The sequence below is a fragment of the Bartonella alsatica genome, assembly GCF_013388295.1.
Classification (GTDB): domain Bacteria; phylum Pseudomonadota; class Alphaproteobacteria; order Rhizobiales; family Rhizobiaceae; genus Bartonella; species Bartonella alsatica.
Window position 1 is genome coordinate 911,487 of sequence record NZ_CP058235.1, and the last position, 23,818, is coordinate 935,304.

The window sequence follows — 23,818 nt, forward strand, 5'->3', positions numbered from 1 at the left end:
GAATCCTGGGGTCGCAGGTTCGAATCCTGCCGTAGACACCATCGCATCAGTTAAATTATTCTTCTGCGCAATATAGGAAAACATTATGAAAAAAACTTTACATATTTTAGGATTTTGGGCCGCTTCAAATCTAATACTCTTTAGCTCAGGCAACGCCTTGGCTGGTTCTTTAATTCTTGAAATACCAGAAAATCCAGAAACACAAACCATAACCTATCAATGTGATACTGGAACAAATAAAGAGCGTGTTGAAGCAACTTATTTCAAAACTGATAATATTTCACTGGTTGATTTCAAATGGAAAGGTGATCGTGTCATCGCTGCTAATGTTATCGCCGCCACAGGAGCAAAATACGCAGGAGCTCAGTATATCTGGTGGGAAGAAAACAAAGACGTCACGCTTTATGATCTTGCTCAGGACCCAGAAGAAAAACAACCTATCCTCTGTAAAGATGAATCAACGTTATTATTCTAAATAAATAAAGGACATATTATGAGAAAAACTTCTTTTATTCTACGATTTTTCGCCGCTTTAAGTCTATCATTCTTCGGTTCAGTGAACGCTTTTGCGTATTCTTTAGTTATCGAGGTACCAGATGATCCAGAACCAACAAAAGAAACTGTTGTCTATCAGTGTAATATTAAAACAAAAAAAGAACGTGTTGAAGCAACTTACTACAATGCCGGCAATATTGCGTTAGTTGATCTCAAATGGAACGGAAAGCAGATTATTGCTTCCAATGTCATCGCTGCTTCTGGAGCAAAATATGTGGGAGCTGAATACATTTGGTGGACCCAAAAAGACGAGGTGACATTTTATGATCTGATTAATGATCCAAAACAGGAAATGCCCCTCAATTGTGTAGAAGAAAAAGGGACAGAATAAAGGAAGTTCTTACACACTAAAAACCACGCTGGCTCTTATTATATTGACATTTCTTCTAATGTGGAGGTTGTTCTTTTGTTTTCTGGGACAAAAGAGCCAGCGGTTTTTCTAATGTGTTTTCTGAATGGTGTCGATAAGCTGCTGCCTGTGATATCAGCATAGAAGCCACCGGTATTGTTACGAATAAAAAAATCATCAATAATATTTCATGAAATACAAAATGATGATCCACAAAAATAGAATAAAGAAACGAAGAAATGAGAATACTTCCAGCTCCCCAACTCGTACTTAATGAAAGCATGTGCAAACGCTTATAAAAACTCGAAAGACGTACCAATCCTATTGTTCCAATCAATGTGAGACCAGACCCTAATATTAAAAAAACTGTGACAGCAATAGCAGCTACAAGCGATATATCATCTTTCATTCAATAATTTCTCCACGCATTAAAAATTTTGCCAGAGCAATACTTGATACAGGACCTAACAGCCCAATAATAAGAGGCACAACGAAATAAATGGTTGTCCCTGAACGAATATCAAATGTAAGAAACAAAAGAATAGAAGTTACATAAAGAGCATCCAACCCTACAATTCGATCCTGGGCCCGTGGACCACGAATTAATCGAAACAACGCCAAAATCATTGCCAAACTTAAAAAAAACTGTGAAAGAGAAATCCCCCAATAAAGAATTATCATACTCATGAGAAAATCTCCAAAAGCAACTGCTCATAGCGTTGTTTGATCACCTGTTGGTAATTAAATCCATTTTTAAAATTTAAAACATGAAGTAAAAGCTCACCATTTTTTCTATTATAAGCAACCCAAATAGTTCCTGGAGTAACAGAAAGGATGCATGCTAAAACAGCTAAAGCGGTACGACTCTCAAGCAAAATGGGCACTACAATAAAACCGGACTGCTGTTTCTGAAACCTTTTAGTTAAAACAAAGCAAGCCACCGAAACATTGGAAATTATAGAATCGATAAATACACGAAAAATCAGAAGAAAAACTGCACGCCAACTTTTAATAGTGACCTTTTCCGGTTCAAGAAACCGCATTATCCAGCCACTAAACAAAGCAATTATAATTCCTAAAAGCAATTGGCCCAAACTAAAACCACTTAAGGCCAACCACATAAAAACAATTGCAGCACTGAAAAAAGGGAAAGGACAAAAATAATTCATCAATTGATTCCTCTATTTTCCAGAGAAAAATCATCTAAAACGCTTCCAATATAGTTTTGAGGATTATACAAAACGTTAGCTGTTTCAGACATATAATGGCTAATAGGACCGGCTATAATTGTTATAAGAAAGCAAACAGCAAGAAGAACTGCGATAGGAGCAAATTCAATCACCTGCACACGCGGTACCCTACCTTCAAGGGAAACCCAAAAAGTTCGAATTCCCGTTCGTGTCAGAGCAATTAAAGTCGCAAAACCAGATAACGTAACAAAAATCACAAAAATCCAATTCTGGTAAACTGGTAGCGAAGCAGACCAATCCCCCTTAGTGTGATTTAAAACTGCCATGAACATCATAAATTTAGCAACGAAACCAGAAAAAGGTGGCAATCCAATAATTAAAATAGCACAGATACCAAAACATCCTCCAAGAATTGCTAAGGTTACTGGTAAATAAGTACCAACCACCTCTTCTTCCTCCTCTTCATCGTCACCATACACTTCCATTGTAACAGTTAAAATATTAGCCGCTACATCTTGACAGCGTTCAACAAGCTCCACCAGAAGAAAAAAAGCACCAAGTGCTAAAGTTGACGAAATAATATAAAAGAGTGCACCTGCTGTTAGTGCTGTATTACCAATCCCGATGGCTGACAATAATGTACCAGAAGAAACAAGAACGCTATAAGCTGCCAAACGTGCTAAAACTTGACTAGCTAAGATCCCAATAAAACCAAAAACCATGGTGGCAAGCCCACCATAAAACAAAATCATATGACCAAAATGACTAAAATAACCACTCTCAGGGCCAAACCATAGCAAAGTTAAACGTAAAATAATATAAATACCTACCTTGCTCAAAAGTGCAAAAGAAGCTCCAACAGGCGCTGCTGCTGCACTATAAGTCGGTATCAACCAAAAATTAAGTGGCCACATACCCGCTTTGAGTAGAAAAGCAACACCCAAAAACCCAGCACCTATTTCGAATAAAACAATATCCGTAGAAGCTATATGTTTTATTTTTACAGCTAAATCAGCCATATTCAAGGTACCAACGACTCCATAAATAAGCGCTGTACCAATAAGAAACAAAAACGAAGCAACAAGATTAATCACGACATAGTGCAACCCGGCACGCACACGTAACTGACCAGAACCATGCAACGCAAGCCCATAAGAAGCAGTTAACATCACTTCAAAAAACACAAATAAATTGAATAAATCACCGGTCAAAAAAGCACCATTTATTCCTACCATAAAAAATTGCATCAATGACTGAAAATGAGAACCAGCTTTGCACCAATGAGCCTGTGCAAAAACCAACGCAGCAAACATCAACAAGCTGGAAAGTAAAAGCATCATAGCACTTAAACGATCGAGCACCAAAACAATTCCGAAGGGAGAAGGCCAATTACCAAGTCGATAAACGCCCGAAGCCGGCGCAACTTTAAGAGCAAACATCATTAATAAAACAGCGATAATAATCAATAATCCAGCAGAAAAAAGACTTATGAATGACTTAAGTTTTGCACGACGTTCATCATAAAAAAGAAGGAGAGCTCCAGTGATTAATGGTAAGAGAATAGGAAAAATAAGAAGATGCTGCACATCGGTTATCATCACTGCACCTCACGTCCATCAACATGATCTGAACCTGTTAATCCACGTGAAACCAGCAGGATAACTAAAAATAAAGCTGTTGTTGCAAAACCGATGACAATTGCTGTTAAAACTAAAGCCTGTGGAAGAGGATCAACGTAATTTTCTGGATTAATCACCGTGGAAGGATCAACAATTGGCGCAGCATTGCTACGCGGTCTACTCATTGAAAACATAAAAAGGTTAACACCATAGGAGATCAAAGACAAACCAAGGATGACCTGAAAAGTACGTGGACGCAAAACAAGCCAAATGCCTGATCCGATAAGAACACCGATACCCAAAGAAAGAACAATTTCCATTAATTTTCCTTCTCTCTCAAAACAGGTTTCTTACCGATGCGATAACTCCGAATTGACTGATGTGCAAGTGCAATTAAAATGAGAACAGTTGCCCCTAAAACTAAAGAAAGCACACCAAAATCAAACAAAAAAGCAGATGTCACAGGAATTTTTCCAATCAATGGAAGATGCACATATTGAAAAAAGGAGGTTAAAAAAGGATACCCAACGAACCAAGCTCCCATTCCCGTTGCGACTGACAACAATAAGCCAAAACCTAACCACCGTAAAGGCAAAACTCTCAAATGATTTTCCACCCAACGAATATCCCGTGCAAGATATTGTAAAATAAAGCCTATTGCTAAAGTCACACCACCAACAAATCCACCTCCTGGAAGATCATGCCCCCGCATAAATAAATAAATCGAAAAAACGATAATAACTGAAAAGAGCCAACTCATAATAACAGCAGGAATAGTGAGATAATTTAATACTGTATCACCCAAATTCCGATCAGACTGTGCCATATCAAAAGCTCTCTGAACACGTTGTTGAAACGGAGCATCAATACTTTCAGGAGCAGGACGAAACCGTCGTAAAAGAGCAAAAACAGTGAGAGAAACAACACCCAAAACGACAATTTCTCCTATGGTATCAAAACCACGGAAATCAACCAATAATACATTCACAACATTGCGGCCACCAGCACCAGAATAAGCATTCCTCAAAAAAAAGTCAGAAATTGTTGAACCTTGAAGGCGTGTCATCATAGCAAAGGAGAGCCACGCCACACCAGAACCTCCCACAAATGCTATAGCGAAATCACGAATACGGCGTAAATGCACCCAAAAATGAACAGAAGTCGGAGCAGGATTGTACAACCGTTTAGGCAACCACCGTAAACCAAGCAATAATAAGACTACTGTCACAACTTCAACAACCAATTGTGTTATTGCTAAATCAGGCGCAGAAAGCCATAAAAAGGTTGCACAAGTCATCAAACCAGCCCCACTTAACAGCATCAATGATGCAAGACGATGAAACTTTGCTTGCCAAGCAACTAAAAGTGCACATAATCCACCAACTAACCAAAGAGCAAGAAAAGGAATATCAAGTGGGAAAAGCGGTAATGGCCCCACTGAAATCAAACCATCCCTCCAAAGTAAAAGACTAACAAATGCAAAACACACAAAAAAAATCCAATGCAACTGTATCTGCAAACGGCGTGTTGACAAAACAGATTCCACAGCACGTGCCCATTTCCAAGAAATAATCACGAGAATACGTTCAAAAATACGCGGTCCTTTCAAGTGACGAAAAAAAGGGGCACCATCATCACAGGATAAAAAATAACGATATCCAACAACATAGAGCAATCCACCTCCTAATAAAGCCACCAAACTCATCATGAATGGAGTATTAACACCATGCCAAACAGCTAAATTATAAGGAACTGTCTTCGACCCTAAAACAGATATAACTGCATTATCCAAAATAGGCCCTATTGTTAAATTAGGAAAAATACCAACCGCCAAACAAATAAATACCAAAAGTTCCATGGGTAAACGCATAAAATGCGGTGGTTCATGTGGAGTTTTAGGTAAATTAACAGGTTTTGCTCCTAAAAAAACACCATGAATAAAACGTATAGAGTAGGTCACACTAAACAGGCTAGCCAGCGTCGCTACATAAGGTGCAATCCAATCAAGCCATGATTCCATATGCATTTCAACCGCTTCAGCAAAAAACATTTCTTTCGATAAAAAACCATTCAACAAAGGAACCCCAGCCATCGCCGCACTTGCCACCAAAGCAAGAGTTGCTGTAATAGGCATAGAACAATAAAGACCTGTCAGTTTACGCATATCACGCGTTCCTGTCTCGTGATCAATAATGCCTGCCGCCATAAATAAAGAGGCTTTAAAAGTAGCATGATTAGCCATATGAAAGATCGCTGCAACACATGCAAGCGGGCTACCAAGGCTTAAAAGCGTGGTAATCAATCCAAGATGACTAATCGTTGAGTAAGCAAGCAACCCTTTCAAGTCTTGCTGAAACATGGAAAAATAAGCACCAAGCAGAAGTGTTGCAAGTCCTGAAAAGCCAACTAACCAAAACCAAGTTTCTGTTCCAGAGAGTACGGGCCATAAACGAACAAGCAAAAACAACCCTGCTTTCACCATTGTGGCTGAATGTAAATAAGCCGATACAGGCGTTGGCGCAGCCATTGCATTGGGCAACCAAAAATGAAACGGAAATTGTGCACTTTTTGTTAAACCTCCCAATAAAATACAAATAAGGACAAGACGATAAAGAACATTTGATCGGATCATATCCCCAGACTGTAATACCTTATCTAAATCAAAACTGCCAACGATAAGGCCAATCAATAAAACTCCAATAAAAAGGGCAAAACCACCAAAACCTGTAACAGTTAAAGCCATACGCGCACCCTCACGTGCACTTGCATTATGGTACCAATAACCGATCAACAAAAAAGAAAAAACACTGGTGAGTTCCCAGAAAACAACCAAAAAGACGAGATTACCTGATAAGACTAGCCCTGTCATTGAACCCATAAAAGCCAAAAAAAAGGAAAAAAACCTCGGTACAGAATCTGCCGGATCCATATAATATCGCGCATAAACGACAACAAGCAGCCCAATTCCTGTAATGAGTAAACAAAAAAGCCATGACAAACCATCCATACGGAGAATCAAATTACTTCCCCATTCAGGAAGCCAAGAAATATCTAAACGTACTACGTGGTTCCCACGAACTTCCGGATAAAGCACTATAGTAAAAAGAAGACAGAAAAGCGCAATAATTCCAGCAAACCATGCTTCATTATTTTTTGCTGTCGAACGAAAAAAACCAATAATAGTACTTCCACCAAAGGGAAGCAAAACTAGCAATACCAACATTGCTTCCCGTATTGCCATTCTTTAAGCTCCATCTTGTCCTTAACATTTTGTCATCGACAAATAAAATTATCACCATCCCTCCCCATTTCTGCATTTACAACAACAAGATTTAATAAAACTTAAAAGTATTTAAAATTTTCATAAAACAACCACTGCACGAAAAAATTGCTCGATACAAAAGTGTTTTAAAAATTTTTCACCTTTTTATCCCTTAAAAAATTGAGAAAAACACTGCCTACGCGACCCATGAAAAGGTTGATAACTATTATCATGTTCATTGTAAGAACGATAACGAGCATGACAAGAATCAATATGTTGTTTGAACATCCATGGTTCTTTTTTCTCTAAAGAAGCTGATACCGCTTTTAATGGTATATGTTTTGCGTCTAAACCTGAAACTGCAAGGAATGCCACTTCAGGATACCACCAATTATCACTATATTTACGATAACCACGCCGATAATGGCGATAACCTTTGAATCCATTAAGTTCCTTACGTCCTGTAACAACCAAAGGGACCCAATTCTCTGGAACAGAAGATTGATGAAATATCCTAACTTCAGTATTACTTTTTTGCGCAGAACCAGTGAAATTGCTTACTATTATGAAAACACTGCCAATGAACGCGATAACCAAAGCATAATACAAACTCTTTAACATAGGCATAACACAAATCTCACAATAACTAAACCAAAATTGAATTACAGACAATTTCTCCATCACGAAATGAAAACAGATTCTCTATCTACGATTTTTTTCGCTTGAGACATTCTGCTACTCCATGTACTAAACGTCGATCTCAAGAATAAGATCCTTAAAAAAGAATGGGTAAACAATGATTAGAACTCCCTATTATCTTATCGATAAATCTAAACTCATAAGGAATATGGAAATCATCACTCGCTTACGAAAAATGTCGGGAGCAAAAATTTTATTAGCTTTGAAATGTTTTTCTACATGGAGTCTTTTTGATTTAATGTCCGAATATATGGACGGAACTACATCATCTTCCCTGTATGAATTGCGTTTAGGCAGAGAAAAATTTGGCAAAGAAACCCACGCTTATTCAGTTGCCTGGGCGGATAATGAAATTGATGAGGTCTGTGGCTATGCAGATAAAATCATTTTTAATTCAATCCAACAACTTCAACGTTTTGCCAATGCTACCAAAACTATTCAACGGGGTTTAAGATTAAATCCAGGAATCAGCGCATCAAATTTTGATCTTGCAAATCCCTCTCGACCCTTTAGCCGCTTAGGTGAAACCAATCAAGATGCTATTAAAGAAATTTTGCCACTCATCAATGGCTTGATGATCCATAATAATTGTGAAAATGCTGATTTTAATCTTTTCAACAAAATGCTTAATCATATGGAAGAAAAATTTGCAGAACTCTTTACGGCAATTGACTGGATTAGTCTTGGCGGTGGAATTCATTTTACAGCTGAAAATTATCCTCTAAAAGCGTTTGCAGAACGTCTAAAAAATTTCTCTCAAACCTACGATGTCACTATTTTTTTAGAGCCAGGAGAAGCGGCCATCACTAACAGTACTACATTAGAAGTAAGTGTGCTTGATACATTGTATAATGAAAAAAACCTTGCTATTGTTGATAGTTCAACAGAAGCTCATATGCTTGATCTTTTAATTTATCGTGAAGATGCCAAATTGAAACCTAATAAAGGTCCTCATGAAATTATGGTTTGCGGAAAATCTTGTCTTGCTGGTGATATTTTTGGAACATTTCAGTTCCCTGAAATCCTTAAAATAGGTGATAGATTATCTTTTCAAAACGCTGCAGGCTATACAATGGTCAAAAAGAACTGGTTTAATGGTGTTGCCATGCCTGCTATTGTCATAAAAGAGTGCAGTGGAGCGCTAACAATTCAACGCCAATTTAGCTACAAGGATTATAAAGAAAGCCTTTCATAATCCAAATGACATAAAAAAATCATCATGCGGCAATATTAATCAAGGAGATAATCCCCAAATGAAGAAAAATGTTCTCATTATTGGTGCTGGAGGTGTTGCACAAGTTGTTGCTCATAAATGCGCCCAAAACAACGATATTCTCGGTGATATTCATATCGCTTCACGGACACTCAAAAAATGTGAAGCAATTATTACATCAATTAAAAACAAAAAAGCAATGAAAGTAGAAGGCATTATCAAAAGCCATACACTTAATGCAATGGATGTTGCAGAAACTGTACAACTTATCCAAAAAACCAAATGCGAAATTGTTATTAACGTTGGTTCTTCTTTTCTTAATATGTCTGTTCTTTCAGCTTGTATCGAAACCAAGTGCGCTTATATAGACACCGCAATTCATGAAGATCCGTTAAAAATTTGTGAAACACCTCCCTGGTATAGCAATTACGAATGGCCTCGACGTAAAGAATGTGAAAAAGTTGGTATAACTGCCATTTTAGGAGCAGGTTTTGATCCGGGCGTTGTTAATGCTTATGCAGCATTAGCGCATAACGATTATTTTGATACAATCACCGATATTGATATCATTGATATTAATGCCGGAAAACATAATCGTTGGTTTGCCACTAATTTTGATCCAGAAATTAACTTTCGAGAATTTACAGGCCAGGTATGGTCATGGCAAAATAAAAAATGGACCTCTAATCAAATGTTTGAAGTCAGCCATGAGTGGGATCTCCCTGTTGTTGGAAAACAAAAAGCTTATATGACCGGACATGATGAGATTCATTCATTATCCCAAAATCTTGATGTTCAAAACATTCGCTTCTGGATGGGTTTTGGTGAACGTTATATAACCGTTTTTACTGTTTTGAAAAATCTCGGACTTTTATCCGAACAACCAATTAAAACAGCAGAAGGACAAGAAGTCGTTCCCTTAAAAGTCGTGAAAGCTGTTTTACCCGATCCAGCTTCTTTAGCGCCTGATTATACAGGGAAAACTTGTATTGGAGACCTTATTAAAGGTGAAAAAAATGGAAAACCAAGAGAGATTTTTATTTATAATATAGCTGATCACAAACAGGCTTTTAATGAAACTGGCGCACAAGGCATTTCCTATACAGCGGGTGTACCAGCAGCAGCTGCTGCCATTCTCATTGCTACTGGCAAATGGGACGTGAAAACCATGGTCAACGTGGAAGAATTACCACCGCTTCCCTTCCTCAAATATCTCGATCATATGGGACTTTCCACTTGCATAAGAGAACAACAAGAAGAGAAAAAATTACAGTTTTGAGTTTATTCTTTATATAAAATAAAAGGTACAAAAAATCGCCTTTAAAAAAGGCGATTTTTTAAAATATACAACCTATCAAATAGTAAAAATAAAATACATCCCCCTACTTCCTGAAGCAGCATTAGAGAACGCTAAAAAGCTTCTCTAGACATGAAGCGGTTTAGCAAATGTTGCCAAAGCTGCTTCCCGCACTGCTTCTGATAAAGTAGGGTGCGCATGACAACAACGCCCCAAATCTTCTGATGAACCACCAAATTCCATCAAAACTGCAATTTCATGAATCATTTCACCAGCACCAAACCCAAGAATATGCCCGCCCAAAACCCGATCTGTTTTTTTATCGGCAAGAATCTTAACAAACCCATCACTTTTTTGCATTGCGCGTGCACGACCATTGGCCATAAAAGGAAACTTTCCAACATTATAATCAATTCCAGCAGCTTTCAGCTCTTCTTCTGTCTTACCTACACTAGCAATTTCCGGCTGTGTATAAACAACACTAGGAATAACATTAAAATTAACATGTCCTTTTTGACCTGCCAAAATTTCGGCCACAGCAATGCCTTCTTCCTCTGCCTTATGTGCTAACATTGGCCCTTTAACAACATCACCAATAGCATAAATTCCTGGAATATTAGTTTGCCAATGGGCATCAATTGCAATAAAGCCACGTTCATCCAACTGAACACCAGCCTCCTCTAAACCAAGATCTTCTGTATATGGAGAACGTCCAGTGGCAATGAGCACAACATCAGCCTCTAGAGTTTCAGATGCACCACCTTTAACGGCTTCAAAAGTCACCTGAGCAATTGAATCAGACCGCGTAATAGCCGTTACTTTTGTACCTGTTTTATATTCTATTCCCTGTTTTTCCATTAATTTCTGAAATTGCAGTGAAACTTCACCATCCATTGATCCCAAAACTTTATTAAGATATTCAATAATGGTAACTTTAGCACCTAAACGGCTCCAAACTGAACCAAGCTCTGAACCAATGACACCAGCGCCAACCACAACCATGCGGGTTGGTACTTTTTCAAGTGCAAGTGCTCCAGTAGAAGACACAACAGTCTTTTCATCAATTTCAACATTCACACCCGGAATACCAGAATTCTCAGAGCCAGTAGCAATAATAATATTCTTTGTGGTAATCGTTTGTTTATTACCATCTCTAGCCATAACTTCAATTTGCCCTACACCTAAAATTTTGGCTGTACCAAAAAAAGTATCAATTTTATTCTTTTTCATCAAAAAAGAAACGCCACTCGTATTCGCAGTTACAACAGCTTTCTTATGTGCCATCATTTGCTCAAGATTAAGCTTAGATTTTACAATAGAAATACCAAGCGTTTCAAAACCGTGTTGCGTTTCAGCAAACACTTCTGAAGCATGCAACAATGCTTTAGAAGGAATACAACCAACATTGAGACATGTGCCTCCTAATGTTGTACGCTTTTCAATAATCGCTGTTTTAAGTCCCAATTGCGCTGCTTTGATTGCTGCTACATATCCCCCTGGACCAGCACCGATCACCACCACATCATAAGACATTCGTTTTTCCTTTCATCCCGAAAACTGCACTTTTACAAGTCAAGAACAAGACGTTCTGGATCTTCCAAACTTTCCTTAACACGTACGAGGAAAGTCACTGCTTCTTGCCCATCGACAATACGGTGATCATAAGAAAGTGCTAAATACATCATAGGACGAATCATAATTTGGCCCCCAATAACCATTGCCCGTTCTTTAATTGCGTGCATCCCCAAGATACCAGACTGTGGTGCATTCAAAATCGGTGTCGACATTAATGATCCATAAACACCTCCATTGGTAATGGTAAAAGTTCCGCCTAGCATATCAGAAACCGCTAATTTTCCATCACGAGCGAGACGACCTAGACGGCCAATTTCCTTTTCAATTTCTGCAAGCGACATCTGATCTGCATCACGAACTACCGGAACAACAAGCCCTTTATCCGTTCCAACAGCAATGCCAGCATTGACATAGTTTTTGTAAACAATATCTGTTCCATCAATTTCTGCATTAACAGCAGGAAGTTCTTTTAATGCATGGCAAACAGCCTTGGTAAAAAATCCCATAAAACCAAGCTTAACACCATGCTTCTTTTCAAAAAGATCCTTATAACGCTTGCGCAAATCCATTACCGCAGACATATCAACCTCATTAAATGTGGTTAACATTGCCGCTGTATTCTGCGCATCTTTAAGACGACGAGCAATCGTTTGACGCAATTTCGTCATACGAACCCGCTCCTCACGTATTTCCGAGACGGAAGAAGTATCCGAAGAGCTGGCTACAGAAGCAGAGCTAGCTGTAAAAGCCGTTGAGGTAGGAGCCTTTATTCTTTGCGTTAATACACTTAAAACATCTTCTTTGAGAATTTGTTCACGTTTTCCAGAACCTAAGATATCATTTTTTGCAATATTATTTTCTGCCATCAACTTTGCCGCTGAAGGTGCAGGAGGCACTGTATCGCTTGAAGAAGACTGCTTCAACCCAAATGAAGCAGCAGACATAGGTGGATCAGAAAAAGATGATGATTTAGCAACACCAACTGCTCCAGCTTCAACCGCCCCCAAGAGCGCGTTCACTGCAACCGTATCGCCTTCCTTCGCAATGATCTCAATCAGTTTTCCCCCAACAGGCGAAGGCACCTCAATTGTTACCTTATCAGTTTCTAACTCAACCAAGGGTTCATCTATAGCCACAGCTTCACCAAGCTTTTTAAACCACTTACCAATTGTCGCCTCGGTAACTGATTCGCCCAAAGTAGGAACACGAATTTCAGTAGTCATAATATTTTTCCATACATCAGAGTAGTCATAAATTAAGAGCCTAACGCATCTTCAAGAAACGCAGTAAGCTGTTCAAAATGTTTTACCATCAATCCAGAAGCCGGTGATGCACTTGCAGGACGCCCAGCATAACGTGCACGTGAATATTGAGCATTAATATGTGTCAAAACCCATTCTAAATAAGGCTCAATAAATGACCAAGCCCCCATGTTTTTTGGTTCCTCTTGACACCAAAGAACTTCCGAATGCAAAAAGCGCGACAACACATCCACCAAAGCTTTCGCAGGAAAAGGATAAAGCTGTTCAACACGAAGCAAATAAATATCATTAATACCTCTTTTTTCGCGTTCTTCATAAAGGTCGTAATAAACCTTGCCCGTACAAAGAACGATACGGCGAATTTTATTGTCTTTTTGCAATTTAATAATAGAATCTTTGAGGCATTCTGCATCATCAAGCAACAAACGGTGAAAACGGGTGTCCGGTCCCATTTCATTGAGAAAAGAAATAGCCCTTTTATGACGCAAGAGTGATTTTGGTGTCATCAAAATTAATGGCTTACGAAAATCACGTTTAATTTGTCGACGCAAAATATGAAAATAATTTGCAGGCGTTGTACAATTAGCAACCTGCATATTATCTTCTGCACAAAGTTGAAGAAAACGCTCTAAACGTGCCGAAGAATGCTCTGGACCTTGCCCCTCAAAACCGTGAGGTAACAAGCACACAAGACCAGACATACGAAGCCATTTACGTTCCGCAGAAGAAATAAATTGATCAAAAATGACCTGTGCGCCATTGGAAAAATCACCAAACTGGGCTTCCCAAAGAGTCAAACCACGTGGTTCAGCAAGCGAATACCCGTATTCAAAGCCAAGAACTGCTTCTTCAGAAAGCATAGAATTTACAACTTCATAAAGTGCCTGCCCTTTCTGCAAATGATTCAAAGGGATATAACGAGATTCATTCTCTTGATCATAAAGAACCGAATGACGTTGCGAAAAGGTTCCGCGTTCAACATCTTCACCAGAAAGACGAACTGGCGACCCTTCTAAACATAACGAACCAAAAGCTAAAGCTTCGGCTGTTGCCCAGTCAATTCCTTCACCAGTTTCAAACATTTTAGCACGGTTGCTCAAGAAACGTTGAATAGTTTTATGAACATGAAAATCTGTTGGAATTTCAACAAGCTTTTGGCCAATTTCCTTCAACGTTTTTAGCTCAATACCCGTAGCTCCAGAACGTTTTTCATCAGCATTACTAGCAACTTTAAGACCTGTCCAGCTTCCATCAAGCCAATCAGCCTTATTGGGTTTATAAGTAGCACTCGCTTCAAATTCAGCTTCAAGTTTATCACGCCACAGTTTTTTTTGCTGTTCAATCTCTTCTAAAGAAATCACTCCTTCTGCTATCAACTGATCACCATAAAGCTGAAGAGTCGTTTTGTGGTTACGAATAGCCTTATACATAAGTGGCTGTGTAAAAGAAGGCTCATCGCCTTCATTATGTCCATAACGACGATAACAAAACATATCAATTACCACTGGTTTATGGAAAATTTGACGAAATTCCGTTGCTACTTTTGAAACAAAAACAACAGCTTCAGGATCATCACCATTTACATGAAAAATTGGCGCATCGATCATCTTTGCTACATCAGATGGATAAGGTGAAGAACGCGAAAAGCGTGGATCAGTTGTAAATCCAATTTGATTATTTATAATCACATGAACAGAACCTGCAACGCGATAACCTTTTAAACCTGAAAGACCAAAAGTTTCTTGAATAACACCTTGCCCTGCAAAAGCAGCATCACCATGAATGAGCAAAGGTAAAACTTTTGAACGCTCTTTTAACGGAAGTGCATCAGTGCGCATAGGCCCCACAAGTTGATCCTGTTTAGCACGTGTCTTTCCAATAACAACTGGATCAACAATCTCAAGATGAGATGGATTTGCCAAGAGTGATAAATGAATTTTTTTACCATCAAATTCAAGATCCGCTGAAGTTCCCAAATGATATTTTACATCACCAGACCCCTCTACATCATCAGGCTTATAAGATCCTCCTTTAAATTCATGAAAAATAGCTCTATGTGGCTTAGCAAGAACTTGTGAAAGAACATTTAAACGACCACGATGAGCCATTCCTAAAACAACTTCCTGCACTCCTAAAACACTACTACATCTAATAATTTGTTCAAGAGCAGGAATCAATGCTTCACCACCATCAATACCAAAACGCTTTGTTCCTTTATATTTTGTATCTAAAAACTGTTCAAATCCTTCCGCCTCTATAAGCTTATTAAGGATAGCTTTCTTGTTTTGTGGTGTGAAAGAAATTCGATTATCTGGTCCTTCAATACGCTCTTGAAGCCATGCTTTTTGAGCAGGATCAGAAATATGCATATACTCCACACCAATTGTTGAACAATAGGTACGATTGAGAATTTCAAGCATCTGAGGAATAGTTGCATATTCTAATCCTAAAACATTATCAATAAAAATTGGACGCTCATAATCAGTAGAAGTAAAACCATAAGCTTCTGGAGAGAGTTCTTTGTAATCTTCCAATTTTTCTGCCAATTGAAGAGGATCAAGCCGTGCATGAAGGTGTCCACGAGCTCGAAAAGCACGAATCATCATGAGTGCACGAATAGAATCACGTGTTGCTTGAATAATATCCTGTTCGCTAGAAATCTTTCCCTCTTTCGTAGCATTCGTGACTACTTTTTCCTTTATCTTATCAGCAAGATTTTTTTCAAGAACAGACCAATCACCATCGAGAGCAGAAACCAATTCCCCATTTGCCTTTAATGGCCAGTGTTCATGTTTCCATGTCGCGCCTTCAGCGTTTTTGAGAACATCTTCTTTTTTATCATCAAGGTTTTCAAAAAAAATACGCCACTGTGAATCCACACTAGTAGGGTCTTTTTCATATTCGGCATAGAGCTGATTTATATAATCCGCATTTCCACCATACAGAAAAGACGTTTGTGCAAAAAGACTATTTATCTCGTCCTGCCTTGCCATATGCTTCTCCGGAACATTTATTCCGTCTCCTTGTATCTTTTTCCAATCTTAAACGTTTATAAAAAAACGAAGACCAGAAAATCAAAAAAGCTCACCTTTTACATCTAACGCTTCATTTGAATAAGGATACATTCTTATTCAGATGAAGTCTTCTTTTACCCCTTCAAAACCGACATCAAGGTCTTGCCTATCTGTGATGGAGAAGGAGAAACCCGAATCCCGGCTGCCTCCATTGCAGCAATTTTATCTTCTGCCCCACCTTTTCCACCAGAGATAACAGCACCAGCATGCCCCATTGTACGTCCTGGAGGAGCTGTACGACCAGCAATAAATCCAACCACCGGTTTTTTACGACCTTTTCTTGCCTCATCCTGGAGAAACTGCGCTGCTTCTTCTTCAGCACAACCACCAATTTCACCAATCATAACAATAGACTGGGTTGCATCATCTGCTAAAAACATTTCCAACACATCAACAAATTCGGTACCCTTAACAGGATCACCACCAATACCAATAGCTGTGGTCTGTCCAAGACCTTCATGACTTGTTTGAAAGACTGCTTCATACGTTAAAGTTCCTGACCGTGAAACAACCCCAACCGAGCCTTTTCTAAAAATAGAACCTGGCATAATACCGATCTTACATTCATTTGGAGTGAGAACACCAGGACAATTAGGACCGATAAGACGTGATTTTGATTTTTCTAATTTTGCCTTGACTCCAACCATATCCATAACAGGAATACCTTCCGTAATACAGATAATCAAACGGATCTCAGCCTCAATAGCTTCTGTAATAGCTGCTGCCGCTCCCGCAGGAGGAACATAAATAACTGAAGCATCAGCGCCTGTTTTTTCTTTTCCTTCTGCAACGCTGGCAAAAATGGGAAGAGTTTCACCTTTTGCACTTTCCCATTTCTCACCACCCTTTTTAGGATTGACACCACCAACCATTTGCGTACCATAATAAGCAAGCGCCTGTTCTGTATGAAATGTTCCTGTTTTTCCTGTAAGCCCTTGAACCAGAACTTTTGTATCTTTATTCACAAGAATCGACATCGCTTAAACTCCCTTCACGGCTGCAACAATTTTTTGAGCAGCGTCATCCAAATCATCAGCGGGAATAACATTTAAACCACTGTCACTGATAATTGCTTTACCTTGCTCAACATTTGTACCTTCAAGACGAACAACCAAAGGAACCTTTAAACCAACTTCGCGAACAGCAGCAACCACACCTTCAGCAATGACATCGCAACGCATAATACCACCAAAAATATTAACCAAAATGCCTTTAACATTCGGATCAGCAGTGATAATTTTAAAAGCAGCAGTTACCTTCTCTTTTGAAGCTCCACCACCAACATCAAGAAAGTTTGCAGGCTCAGCTCCATAAAGCTTAATGATATCCATTGTCGCCATAGCAAGTCCCGCACCATTAACCATACAACCAATTGTGCCTTCAAGAGCAACATAAGCAAGATCATGTTTTGATGCTTCGATCTCTTTTGGATCTTCTTCTGAAGTATCACGCAATTCTAAAATATCTGGATGACGGAACAGAGCATTATTATCGAAAGAAACTTTCGCATCAAGAATGCGCAAATGACCATCTTTCATCACAATAAGCGGATTAATCTCAAGAAGGCTCATATCTTTTTCACAAAACACTTTATAAAGAATTGGAAAAAGCTTTTCTCCATCTTCTCTTGCACTATCACACAATACCAATGCATCACAAAGCCTTGCACAAACATCAGAGGTAACGCCCTGTGTAACATCAATGGGTAGAGTTAAAATTTTTTCTGGCGTTTTTTCAGCAACCGTTTCAATATCCATACCACCTTCTGTTGAAACAACAAAAGCCACCCGACCAACGCTACGATCAACTAAAAGTGAAAGATAAAGCTCCCGTTCTATATCAGCACCATCTTCAATATAAAGACGATTGACCTGTTTTCCTTCTGGACCAGTTTGCTTGGTTACCAAAGTTTTACCAAGCATTTCTTTTACATTAGCAACAACTTCTTCAACGGATTTTGCAAGCCGAACACCACCCTTTGCATCAAGAGAAAGTTCTTTAAACTTCCCTTTACCACGACCACCAGCATGTATCTGACTTTTAACCACATAGAGTGGTCCAGGCAATTTCTTTGCCCATTTTTCAGCTTGCTCTACAGAATAAATAGCAACACCATTTGCAATTGGCGCTCCATATTCATGAAGCAGACGTTTGGCCTGATATTCATGGATATTCATGCATTTGTCCTTTTCTTTTATGGATCATTTTATAATACTCAAATCCTAATTTTTAAATACTCTGTTCTAATGAATAGAACCTTGCTCAATTTATTTGAGACCAGGCACAATAGTTATACAAGCTTCACAAAGCTTCTTAACCGCATTCACTGAATTCTCAAAAGCACCTCTTTCCTCTTTATCAAGATCAATTTCGATGACTCGTTCAACCCCACCCGCACCAAGTACAACAGGAACACCAACATAGGTATCACTAACTCCGTATTCCCCAGAAAGATAGGCTGCGACAGGAACAACACGCTTAGTATCCTTCAAATAGGCTTCAGCCATAGAAACAGCAGAAGCCGCTGGTGCATAAAAAGCAGACCCTGTTTTTAATAAACTAACAATTTCTGCACCACCATCACGAGTACGCTGGATAATTTGATTAATTCTTTCTTGCGTAGTCCATCCCATCTTCACAAGATCAGGCAAAGAAATACCACCAACCGTTGAATAACGCACCAGAGGCACCATTGAATCACCATGCCCTCCTAAAACAAACGCTGTCACATCTTTAACAGAAACCCTAAATTCCTCAGACAAGAAATGACGAAAACGCGCTGAATCAAGAACACCAGCCATACCAACTACTTTATGTGTAGGAAGACCGGAAAATTTCTGCAATGCCCATACCATTGCATCAAGGGGATTGGTAATACAAATAACAAACGCTGAAGATGCATATTTTTTAATCCCAATACCAACTTGCTCCATCACTTTCAAATTAATGCTTAGAAGATCATCACGGCTCATACCTGGTTTTCGTGCAACACCTGCTGTTACAATGACAACATCAGCACCTTCAATTGCCTCATAAGCATTAGCACCTTTTAAACTGACATCAAAACCGTCAACGGGTGAAGATTCGGCAATATCAAGAGCCTTTCCCTGTGACAAACCATCTGCAATATCAAATAAGACAATATCACCAAGCTCTTTAAGCCCAATCATATGTGCTAAAGTGCCACCGATCATACCCGAACCAATGAGAGCTATTTTTTTCCGTGTCATTTTATTTTTCCTAACTTTAGAAAACTCAGCGTATACTTACCAGCGCCAGTATAAATATTTCTTTGACTTTAGCCATATTTTAACAATATCTTCAAAAGAAAAAAAAGAAGAAATTCACCAAACTTCTTTACTTCATAGAAGCTATAATCCTCCATGGAAACGTGCAATTAGAAAATTATTATGATGTATCGATAAAGTGAATTTTTAAAAAATACAATAGAATTATTACACTTCTTTTAAATTCAAAAAGTTATATTCCTACAATTTACGCAAAGATAAAGTTATAATCAGTTCTTTTCCTTCAAAAGAAAACGTTCTGCCCAAAATTTTAAATAATCCTGGCTTTGCATCTCGAAAAGGCGCGATTGTGTTCTCTGAAATTCAAATGTTTCAGACGTTTGCGCATGTCCCTTATACAAATCTTCAAGCTTCACTGCCGCTGACATAAACAATCTTATATGGCGTTCATAAAGAACATCAATAAGTAAAATAAACCGTTTGGTTTCATTGCGACATGTATCATCCATCACTGGTACATTATCGACAAAAATCGTATGATAACGTTCCCCTAATGCTAAATATTCTGCTGCCGCCAAAGGTTTTGCACATAAATCTTGATAATCAAAGCGTGCACAACCCGCACCAGAGCGTGGAATATGAACAAGACGCCCTCTCATAAAAAACTCATCAGATGTTTCTTTTTGTCCTTGCAGCACCAGTGCCCAAGCTTGATCCATGCATTTATCTGCTCTCAACCCTAACGGCGTTATATACACATGTTGTAGATTCAATTTTTCAAGACGATAATCTGTTTTCGCATCAAGATTGACAACGCGAACATGTGCTTTCAAAACTTGAATAAAAGGTAAAAAGAGCTCTCGGTTTAAACCGTTATAATAAAGATTATCTGGAGCAACATTTGAAGTCGCAACAAAGAAAATCCCTTTATCAAATAAAGCAGTGACAAGACGGCCAAGCACCATGGCATCAGCAATATCGGTTACACTAAATTCATCAAAACAAAGTACTTGGGCTTCTTGTGCAAGATCTTCAGCAACGGCTAAAATAGGATTATCTTGTCTAGCTTTTTTGTGCGTTGATGTTTGACGATAAATATTAATACGCTCATGCACATCGGCCATGAAATCATTAAAATGGGCGCGTTTTTTACGCTCCTTTGGCAAACAAGAAAAGAACAAATCCATCAGCATGGTTTTGCCTCGTCCTACTTCACCATAAATATACAGTCCCTGAAAGGAATTATCTCTATTACCTCGTCTTGAAATACGTGTAAAAGTTTGTTTCTTTCTCTTGAAAAAATGCCCAAATGCCCAACGACGAGAAACATTTTGCTCTGCAATTTTTTGTAACAAATTATCAAAATGCTCTGCTAAAGCCAATTGAGCAGAATCTAAACTGATTTCTTTTTTGAGCACCAGTTCTTTATAGCGTATTGAAACTAAAGTCATCTAAACAACCTTTTTTAAACCGTTTTCAATGAGAAATACAGGCTTACTTCATAGACCTATACACATATTCCTTATTTTCTATAAACGGCTAAAAACGTTCTAACGGCTCAAAACAACTGGAAAATCATCAAGTGTACGTCCTTCAAAGCGATCAACATTGGAAGAATAAAGAGTAACAATAATGCGTCCTGAATTATTATAGAAATATAATCTTTTTCCTTTAACAGCCCACGAATTTACTTGAGAAACGATTCCTGGGCAGTGTAAAGGGCCAGCACGGTATCCTTGGCCAAATTTTGTTTGTGGTGTTGCAATTCGGCATGTCTTACCATCCATAGAAAGATTCCATACCCCAGCAATACTCGCAGGAAACAAATCAACGGCATTACCTGGCAATTTGAAATTAGCCATTCGTCCATCACTCTGAGAACTTCCTTTCTCATATATAGAAACATCTGCTGCCCCAGACGCTGATAAACGAGAAGACGATACATCAGACATCACTTCTGTTGGCATTTGTTGAAGTGGATAAAAAACTTCTAATGTGTTGCTACTCTCATAACTGTTAAACTGTGATGTTAAGCATCCTCCTAAAAATGTTACAGTTGATATTACAACGAAAAATGAAATTTTTGAAAATGACATATCTATACTCTTTCCCACGACAATAAATAAGCTCACTAAAAGAAATAGCGAACATTCGTTATATGGCATTTTACAAAGATACATTAACAAATTAAAAAAAACAGGATGAAAATTATCTATTTTGAATGACAAATAATTCTTGCCATCAGTTTTATATCTATTAAGCACTAGAAATTTATAAGATTTTCAGTCATATATCTTTGTGGGCATTCACTAAAAATAGAGAAATTTCATGAAAATACCATTCAGCAAAATGAACGGTCTTGGAAATCAAATCATTGTTGCTGATATGTGTAATAGCACACATGCTATCACACCAGAGGCAATTTTTGCTTTAGCAAGAGATCCCCAAACATATTTTGATCAAATTATGGCTATCTATCCAGCTACCCAAAAAGAAGCTGATTTCCGCATCGAAATATGGAACGCTGACGGTTCAATAGCTAAAGCATGTGGTAATGGTACCCGCTGCGTAATCGCATGGCTCATTGACCATAATTTTGGTAAAAGCTTTCGATTGGAAACACCCGCTGGAATTATTGAAGGTAAACACCAAAGTGGCAACCTCATCTCTGTTGATATGGGACGCCCAATTTTCAATGCTAAAGAGATGCCTGTTTCACGTGAAATAGTGGATACCAATCATGTAAAACTTACCGCTGGTCCTTTAAAAGATGCTTGTCTTGTATCCGTTGGCAATCTTCATGCTATTTTTTTTGTTGAAAGCAATATTCAACACATTCCATTAGAAAAATATGGACCAAAACTTGAACATGATCCCCTTTTTACAGAACGGTGCAATATTTCCATTGCTTGTGCTACATCACAGAAAAGTCTAAATTTACGAACATGGGAGAGAGGAGCAGGTTTAACGCAAGCATGCGGCAGCGCTGCTTGTGCTGGTGCGGTGTCTGCCTACCGACGTGGACTCACACAACGCCATATTGATGTAAATTTACCAGGAGGGAAACTGAATATTTTTTATCGAGAAGACGATCATATTATTATGACAGGACCAGTTAAATACGAATTTAGTGGTTTTTTTAATCCTTTAACAGGAAACTATAAAAAGGATTTTTTTTGATGACTATAGAAATTGTAACTTTTGGTTGTCGACTCAATAGCTACGAAACAGAAATCATACGCAAAGAAAGTGCTTCTTCGGGGCTAGATCAACTTAAAGATGGTGCTATTATCTTTAATACTTGTGCTGTCACAGCCGAGGCTGTGCGACAAGCAAAACAAGCTATTCGAAAAGCAAAACGTAAAAATCCACATGTTCGTATTATTGTCACGGGATGTGCCGCACAAACAGAAGCGAAAAATTTTGCCCTAATGACAGAAGTGGATCTTATTTTAGGAAATGAAGAAAAGCTCCATGCTCATTCTTACCGTCAACTCCCTGATTTTGGTATCAACCATGATGAAAAATTGCGTGTCAATGACATCATGGAAGTGCAAAAAATTGCTCCGCATATGGTTAGTTCAATGGAAGAACGCACACGCGCTTTTGTACAAATACAAAATGGATGTGATCATCGCTGTACATTTTGTATTATTCCGTATGGACGTGGACCATCACGCTCAGTACCTATGGGTACTGTAATTGAACAAATTAAACAACTAACAGGCAACGGTATTCAAGAAGTAGTTCTTACAGGCGTCGACCTCACAAGCTATGGACACGACCTTCCCGGAAAAACAACCTTAGGAAAATTAACTTCAGCCATATTACATCATGTTCCTGACTTGCCCCGGTTGCGCCTTTCATCAATTGATTCTATCGAAGCAGATCAAGAACTTATAAATCTTTTAGCTTATGAAGAAAGGATAATGCCACATTTACATTTATCTTTGCAAGCAGGCGATAATATGATTTTAAAGCGAATGAAACGGCGGCACTTGCGCGAACATGCAATTCAATTCTGCCAAGATTTACGCGCCAAACGTCCTACAATGGTCTACGGTGCCGATTTAATTGCTGGTTTTCCTACTGAAACAGAAGAGATGTTCCAAAATAGTCTCGCTCTGATCAATGACTGTAATTTAACACATCTTCATGTCTTTCCTTTCAGTCCAAGAGAAGGAACACCTGCCGCACGTATGCCACAAATCAATCGTACGGTAATTAAGATACGTGCAGAAAGATTGCGTAAAGCAGGTGAGAAAGCTTATCAAAAGCATCTTACTCACTTACAAAACAGTCAGCAAAAAATTCTTGTTGAAAAAGATGAAATTGGACGGACAGAAGATTATACCCTTGCAAAAGTTAAAGGTGCAAAAGCTGGAACAATTGTTCAAGCTCTAATTGTTGATCACGATGGCAATAAATTGATTGCTATTCTCCCGGAATTGAATGCAGCCTAAGCAGGAAATCTT

The 23,818-nt window shown here is 38.5% G+C and carries 21 protein-coding genes; 6 read left to right on the forward strand and 15 right to left on the reverse strand.

What is annotated here, in order from left to right; all coding sequences use genetic code 11:
* Nucleotides 1–85: 85 nt before the first annotated feature.
* Nucleotides 86–475, forward strand: coding sequence for an MliC family protein (locus HWV54_RS03810; protein ID WP_005866553.1), 390 nt, complete (start codon nucleotides 86–88; stop codon nucleotides 473–475).
* Nucleotides 476–493: 18 nt separating this feature from the next.
* Complete coding sequence (locus HWV54_RS03815) at nucleotides 494–886, forward strand: MliC family protein (RefSeq protein ID WP_005866552.1); 393 nt, start codon at nucleotides 494–496, stop codon at nucleotides 884–886.
* Nucleotides 887–941: 55 nt separating this feature from the next.
* On the opposite strand, the gene mnhG is transcribed toward HWV54_RS03815, so the two are convergent.
* The 7 genes from mnhG to HWV54_RS03850 form a co-directional block, all read right to left on the reverse strand.
* Nucleotides 942–1,313 (reverse strand): monovalent cation/H(+) antiporter subunit G, encoded by a 372-nt coding sequence (gene mnhG / locus HWV54_RS03820; RefSeq protein WP_005866551.1) that lies wholly within the window; start codon nucleotides 1,311–1,313, stop codon nucleotides 942–944.
* Nucleotides 1,310–1,591: a K+/H+ antiporter subunit F gene (locus HWV54_RS03825; RefSeq protein WP_005866550.1), complete on the reverse strand. Its 282-nt coding sequence runs from the start codon at nucleotides 1,589–1,591 to the stop codon at nucleotides 1,310–1,312. Before HWV54_RS03825 ends, mnhG begins: the two co-directional genes overlap by 4 nt.
* Complete coding sequence (locus tag HWV54_RS03830; protein WP_005866549.1) at nucleotides 1,588–2,073, reverse strand: Na+/H+ antiporter subunit E; 486 nt, start codon at nucleotides 2,071–2,073, stop codon at nucleotides 1,588–1,590. The genes HWV54_RS03825 and HWV54_RS03830 overlap by 4 nt, the downstream gene beginning before the upstream one ends.
* Nucleotides 2,073–3,692, reverse strand: coding sequence for a monovalent cation/H+ antiporter subunit D (locus tag HWV54_RS03835; protein WP_005866548.1), 1,620 nt, complete (start codon nucleotides 3,690–3,692; stop codon nucleotides 2,073–2,075). The genes HWV54_RS03830 and HWV54_RS03835 overlap by 1 nt, the downstream gene beginning before the upstream one ends.
* The gene (locus HWV54_RS03840) at nucleotides 3,692–4,033 is read right to left on the reverse strand and encodes a Na+/H+ antiporter subunit C (RefSeq protein ID WP_005866546.1); all 342 of its coding nucleotides are present in this window, start codon (nucleotides 4,031–4,033) and stop codon (nucleotides 3,692–3,694) included. The genes HWV54_RS03835 and HWV54_RS03840 overlap by 1 nt, the downstream gene beginning before the upstream one ends.
* Nucleotides 4,033–6,954, reverse strand: coding sequence for a monovalent cation/H+ antiporter subunit A (locus HWV54_RS03845; protein WP_005866544.1), 2,922 nt, complete (start codon nucleotides 6,952–6,954; stop codon nucleotides 4,033–4,035). Before HWV54_RS03845 ends, HWV54_RS03840 begins: the two co-directional genes overlap by 1 nt.
* A gap of 186 nt (nucleotides 6,955–7,140) precedes the next feature.
* Nucleotides 7,141–7,602 (reverse strand): BA14K family protein, encoded by a 462-nt coding sequence (locus tag HWV54_RS03850; RefSeq protein ID WP_005866542.1) that lies wholly within the window; start codon nucleotides 7,600–7,602, stop codon nucleotides 7,141–7,143.
* 169 nt (nucleotides 7,603–7,771) lie between these two features.
* Here HWV54_RS03850 and HWV54_RS03855 point away from each other — a divergent pair, with 169 nt between their 5' ends.
* On the forward strand, nucleotides 7,772–8,869 hold the full coding sequence (locus HWV54_RS03855) for a carboxynorspermidine decarboxylase (RefSeq protein ID WP_005866540.1): 1,098 nt from the start codon (nucleotides 7,772–7,774) through the stop codon (nucleotides 8,867–8,869).
* A 58-nt stretch (nucleotides 8,870–8,927) separates the two neighbouring features.
* A complete protein-coding gene (locus HWV54_RS03860; protein WP_005866538.1) occupies nucleotides 8,928–10,166 on the forward strand; it encodes a saccharopine dehydrogenase family protein in 1,239 nt (412 codons plus the stop codon).
* A gap of 144 nt (nucleotides 10,167–10,310) precedes the next feature.
* Here HWV54_RS03860 and lpdA read toward each other — a convergent pair whose 3' ends face one another.
* From lpdA to HWV54_RS03900, 8 genes are all read right to left on the reverse strand, one after another.
* A complete protein-coding gene (lpdA, locus tag HWV54_RS03865; RefSeq protein ID WP_005866536.1) occupies nucleotides 10,311–11,717 on the reverse strand; it encodes a dihydrolipoyl dehydrogenase in 1,407 nt (468 codons plus the stop codon).
* A gap of 32 nt (nucleotides 11,718–11,749) precedes the next feature.
* A complete protein-coding gene (gene odhB / locus HWV54_RS03870) occupies nucleotides 11,750–12,982 on the reverse strand; it encodes a 2-oxoglutarate dehydrogenase complex dihydrolipoyllysine-residue succinyltransferase (protein WP_005866534.1) in 1,233 nt (410 codons plus the stop codon).
* Nucleotides 12,983–13,014: 32 nt separating this feature from the next.
* Nucleotides 13,015–16,014 carry a 2-oxoglutarate dehydrogenase E1 component gene (locus HWV54_RS03875; RefSeq protein WP_005866531.1) on the reverse strand — a complete coding sequence of 1,000 codons (3,000 nt, stop codon included), beginning with the start codon at nucleotides 16,012–16,014 and terminating at the stop codon, nucleotides 13,015–13,017.
* Nucleotides 16,015–16,169: 155 nt separating this feature from the next.
* Entirely contained in the window at nucleotides 16,170–17,072 is a 903-nt protein-coding gene (gene sucD / locus HWV54_RS03880; protein WP_005866529.1) for a succinate--CoA ligase subunit alpha, read from the reverse strand.
* Between the two features lie 3 nt (nucleotides 17,073–17,075).
* A complete protein-coding gene (gene sucC, locus HWV54_RS03885; RefSeq protein ID WP_005866528.1) occupies nucleotides 17,076–18,272 on the reverse strand; it encodes an ADP-forming succinate--CoA ligase subunit beta in 1,197 nt (398 codons plus the stop codon).
* 90 nt (nucleotides 18,273–18,362) lie between these two features.
* Nucleotides 18,363–19,325 (reverse strand): malate dehydrogenase, encoded by a 963-nt coding sequence (mdh, locus tag HWV54_RS03890; RefSeq protein ID WP_005866526.1) that lies wholly within the window; start codon nucleotides 19,323–19,325, stop codon nucleotides 18,363–18,365.
* A gap of 287 nt (nucleotides 19,326–19,612) precedes the next feature.
* Nucleotides 19,613–20,794, reverse strand: coding sequence for a cell division protein ZapE (zapE, locus tag HWV54_RS03895; RefSeq protein ID WP_005866524.1), 1,182 nt, complete (start codon nucleotides 20,792–20,794; stop codon nucleotides 19,613–19,615).
* Between the two features lie 99 nt (nucleotides 20,795–20,893).
* Nucleotides 20,894–21,439, reverse strand: coding sequence for an AprI/Inh family metalloprotease inhibitor (locus HWV54_RS03900; protein ID WP_005866522.1), 546 nt, complete (start codon nucleotides 21,437–21,439; stop codon nucleotides 20,894–20,896).
* Nucleotides 21,440–21,671: 232 nt separating this feature from the next.
* On the opposite strand from HWV54_RS03900, the gene dapF reads away from it, so the two are divergent.
* A complete protein-coding gene (gene dapF / locus HWV54_RS03905) occupies nucleotides 21,672–22,523 on the forward strand; it encodes a diaminopimelate epimerase (RefSeq protein ID WP_005866520.1) in 852 nt (283 codons plus the stop codon).
* Entirely contained in the window at nucleotides 22,523–23,806 is a 1,284-nt protein-coding gene (gene mtaB, locus HWV54_RS03910) for a tRNA (N(6)-L-threonylcarbamoyladenosine(37)-C(2))-methylthiotransferase MtaB (RefSeq protein ID WP_005866519.1), read from the forward strand. Before dapF ends, mtaB begins: the two co-directional genes overlap by 1 nt.
* The last annotated feature ends 12 nt before the right edge of the window (nucleotides 23,807–23,818 follow it).